Genomic DNA, 3,859 nt, shown 5'->3' on the forward strand with positions numbered 1-3,859 from the left:
AGTGCTCATTGTTGGTTTTCATTGACGATGCCACTGGACGATTGATGCAGTTGATGTTTGCCGTTTCCGAAAGCGCATTTGCTTATTTTGACGCGTTACGGGGCTACTTGGAACAACATGGCCGCCCTGTGGCCGCATTTGCGTCTGCCGTAACGCCTCAATCGGCAGAGCTATCTCAGGCGATCACCTCCGCCCTCGCCTTACCTAAGCGGTAACTGCTTTGGTTCCAAGTAGTTGGCAAAAGGGCTTGGCGTTTGAGTTAAAGGGTGACAAGGTCAACGCGATGAGCCTGAAGTAACAAGGGCCACTGGAGGAAACATGGCGACCGATCTCGAAAAGTCCAATAAAACGGGCTCAAAAGTCGCTTTGTCTCGAATTCTTGCTTTTTCGGCACCGAGCCTCCCGCTAGCAGCGCTCGGCCTGCCCTTGGTCGTTCAATTGCCACCCCATTATGCGGGCTATATCGGCCTTGAGATTGGGGTTGTCGGCCTTCTCTTTATGCTGGCCCGTATTCTCGACATTGGGGTTGATGTCACCATCGGCCTCGCCATGGACCAAACCCGCACGCGCATCGGCAGATTTTCGCCCTGGCTTGTGATGTCCATTCCGGTCATCATGGTTGGTGCCTACTTCCTCTTTATGGCAAAGCCCGGTGCCGATGCGGCCTATTTGGGCTTCTGGCTGTTCTTCACTTATGTTGGTTTCTCTATGGGCTCACTATCGCAAATGTCGCTGGGCGCGACGTTGAGCGATAATTATCATGAGCGGTCTCGTGTGTTTGTCTTCTGGCAGGCGGGCAACGTTGTGGGGATGCTTATGGTTCTGATGATCCCTGTCTTGATCCATTCGCAGGGCGGCTCAGCGGCCAGTGGTGTGCAAGGCATGGGCTGGTTCATCGTGTTCCTTATGCCCCTCACCGCTCTGCTGGCGGCGGGCTTTGCAAAGGAAGAATCACCCAAAGCGATCGCCAAGAAGACCAATTTCAAAGACATTATTTCACTATTTAAATCAGATTCCTGTCGGCGTCTTTTGCTATGTGATCTTCTTTTGATGTTTGGCTCTGGCGTCACAGGTGGGCTATTTCTTTTCTACTTTGATGCGGTCAAAGGCTATGGCGGCTTGGCGGCAGCTTTGTTGCTGATCTACTTCATCGCCGGCCTGATCGGCGCGCCGATTTGGACCCTTATTGCACGCCGCTGGGGCAAGCATGTCTCTCTCATTTGTGCGTGTCTCTATGCCGCCGCCAGCCAGCCCTTGATTATGTATCTGCCTGAGAACAACTTCGTCGCAGCAGCCATCGGCATGGCAGCTGCCGGGATTGTGTATACGTCTGGTGCCTATCTACTTCGTGCCATGATGGCCGATATTGGTGACGAGGATTTGTTGCAAACCGGGCAAGACAGGACAGGCCTGCTCTACGCGTTCGTGACGCTGACGGGCAAGGCTGGCTATGCGTTAGCCGTCGGGGTCACTTATGTCGGGCTGGGTCTATTTGGCTTCAATTCCAAAATCGGCGCTGGCAACACGCCCGAGGCCTTAAGTGGTTTGACGCTTCTCTTCATTGGCCTGCCAGTTCTGGTCAATTTGTTGGGTGCTTTGTTGCTCGTGAAATATCCCATCGACGCCAAACGCACGGCAGAGCTTCAGGCCGCGATTGCTGCCAAGCGTGACCTCGACGAAGAAGCATCTCTGCAAGGCTAGAATCGGATCATAGAGAGGGCATGATCGATCCCTCCCCCATCAACCGACTCCTCAACATTATGGCTGCCCTGCGCACCCCTGAAACGGGCTGTCCGTGGGACCTAGAGCAGAGCTTTGCCACCATCGCGCCTTACACGATTGAAGAAGCCTATGAAGTGGCCGACGCCATTGCCCAGGGCAATTTGGGCTCGTTGAAAGAAGAATTGGGTGACCTCTTGTTTCAAGTCGTCTTCCACGCCCGCATGGCTGAAGAACAAGGTGCCTTTGATTTCAATGAAGTCGTCCAAGGCCTTTCAGACAAGATGGAAGCCCGACACCCCCATGTCTTTGGCACACAAGCAATCGAGACCGCCGAGCAGCAGAGCCAAAATTGGGAGGTCATGAAAGCAAAAGAGCGGGCCGCTAAACTAGCTAGCGACCCCAGTCTCTTGGCAGACATTCCCTTAGCTTTGCCCGCTTTAATGCGCGCAGAAAAACTCACCAAACGCGCGGCTCGCGTCGGCTTTGATTGGCCAAGCTTGAATGAGGTTTTCGAAAAGCTCACCGAAGAGATTGGTGAAACCCAAGAAGCAATTGCCGAAGGCGATCAAGCCCATATCGAAGAAGAAATCGGTGATGTCTTGTTTGTGCTGGCAAACTTAGCCCGCAAAGCGAAAGTTGATCCAGAAGTTGCACTACGCTCTGCCAATGCGAAGTTTGAGCGCCGTTTCCGTTGGATTGAAGAGGCCCTCCAACGCGATGGAAAAAGCCCTGAAACCTCAAGCCTCGAGGAAATGGACGGGCTCTGGAACCGCGCCAAGCGCCACGAACGGAACCTCTGACAGAATTTGCGGCCATTGCGCCACAAAGCGTGCTGCATCATCGGCGGTGAGGCGGACTTTGAGATGGGTAAAGCCCTGCTCGTCGGTCTCTTCATGTCGCACGGCACCTTTGCGGAATAACCAAGCCCGCGCGGCGCCTTGATCGGGGCCAATCACTAGATCTACTGGCCGGGCATCAAGCGCCAACTCTGAGTCAATCAAGGAAAAGAGGTCCTTGACCCCTTCCCCAGTTAAAGCTGACACACAAAGGCCTTGTGCCGTGCCATCCAGACCAGACGCAGCTGCTCTGGCACGAACAAAAGCGGCCCCATCCTCATCGAGTGCGTCAATTTTGTTCCACGCTTCGATCAACGGCGGACGGCTTTCATGCTCTGACAACACGCGATCTAACACCAGTTCCACGTCGCGGCGCTGATTATCACTCTCAGCATGCGCGATATCGCGGACATGCACCAAAAGGTCGGCTTGAGCGACTTCTTCCAAGGTTGCTCGGAAGGCGGCGACCAATTCTGTCGGCAGGTCTGTGATGAAGCCCACGGTATCGGACAAAATCACATCACGACCCGTCGGGGTCCGGACGGCGCGCAAGGTGGTATCCAAGGTCGCAAACGGCATGTCTTTAGCCAACACATCCGCTGAGGCTGCTCTATTAAACAAGGTCGATTTTCCGGCATTGGTATAGCCAACCAAGGCGATGACCGGATAGGGCACGCGTTTCCGGCTGGCCCTCTGTAGGGCGCGGGTCCGCTTAACTTCTTCTAGCTCTTTTTTTAGTTTGAGAATTTTGTCCGCGATCATGCGGCGATCAAGCTCGATTTGCCGTTCACCGGGGCCGCCAGTCTTGCCGGTGCCACCGCGCTGGCGCTCCAAGTGGGTCCAGGTTTTGACCAAACGCGACTTCTCATAGCTGAGGCGCGCCAATTCGACCTGCAGACGACCTTCTCTCGTTCGCGCACGGCGGGCAAAGATTTCAAGGATTAGCCCGGTTCGGTCGACGACTTTGACCTGAAGCTCTTTTTCAAGATTGCGCTGCTGCACGGGCGACATCTGATCATCGAGGATCAAAACCTCGACTTTCAGCTCTTCACAATGTGCTTTGAGTTCTTCAATCTTGCCGGTCCCGAAATAGGCACCGGGTCGGACCTGACGCAAGGGTTCAAGCCGCGCGTCAGCGACCTCAAGGTCAAGCGCCTCAGCAAGGCCACAGGCCTCGATCAGCCGCAGTTCAGGGTCACGACTGGCAGAAGCGTCGCTTCGTAGGGGGTGGATGACCAAGGCCCGCTGCACGGGCGCCTGACGATCGATCAAATGCAATTATCCTAGCTTTTCTGCGCGCC

General features: G+C 54.9%; 3 protein-coding genes and 1 pseudogene. 3 read left to right on the forward strand and 1 reads right to left on the reverse strand.

Going from position 1 to position 3,859, the window contains the following annotated elements; genetic code table 11:
* The 3 genes and pseudogenes from ACIQ20_RS16110 to mazG all read left to right on the forward strand — a co-directional run.
* A pseudogene (locus ACIQ20_RS16110) lies at positions 1-143 on the forward strand (ISNCY family transposase); the annotation flags it as partial.
* A gap of 175 nt (positions 144-318) precedes the next feature.
* A complete protein-coding gene (locus ACIQ20_RS16115) occupies positions 319-1,701 on the forward strand; it encodes an MFS transporter (RefSeq protein WP_395782107.1) in 1,383 nt (460 codons plus the stop codon).
* A gap of 20 nt (positions 1,702-1,721) precedes the next feature.
* Positions 1,722-2,522 (forward strand): nucleoside triphosphate pyrophosphohydrolase, encoded by an 801-nt coding sequence (gene mazG, locus ACIQ20_RS16120; RefSeq protein WP_395782109.1) that lies wholly within the window; start codon positions 1,722-1,724, stop codon positions 2,520-2,522.
* On the opposite strand, the gene hflX is transcribed toward mazG, so the two are convergent.
* On the reverse strand, positions 2,460-3,830 hold the full coding sequence (gene hflX / locus ACIQ20_RS16125; protein ID WP_395782111.1) for a GTPase HflX: 1,371 nt from the start codon (positions 3,828-3,830) through the stop codon (positions 2,460-2,462). The genes mazG and hflX overlap by 63 nt on opposite strands.
* Positions 3,831-3,859 lie beyond the last annotated feature (29 nt).

Source organism: Aquidulcibacter sp., from assembly GCF_044346625.1.
GTDB lineage: Bacteria > Pseudomonadota > Alphaproteobacteria > Caulobacterales > Aquidulcibacteraceae > Aquidulcibacter.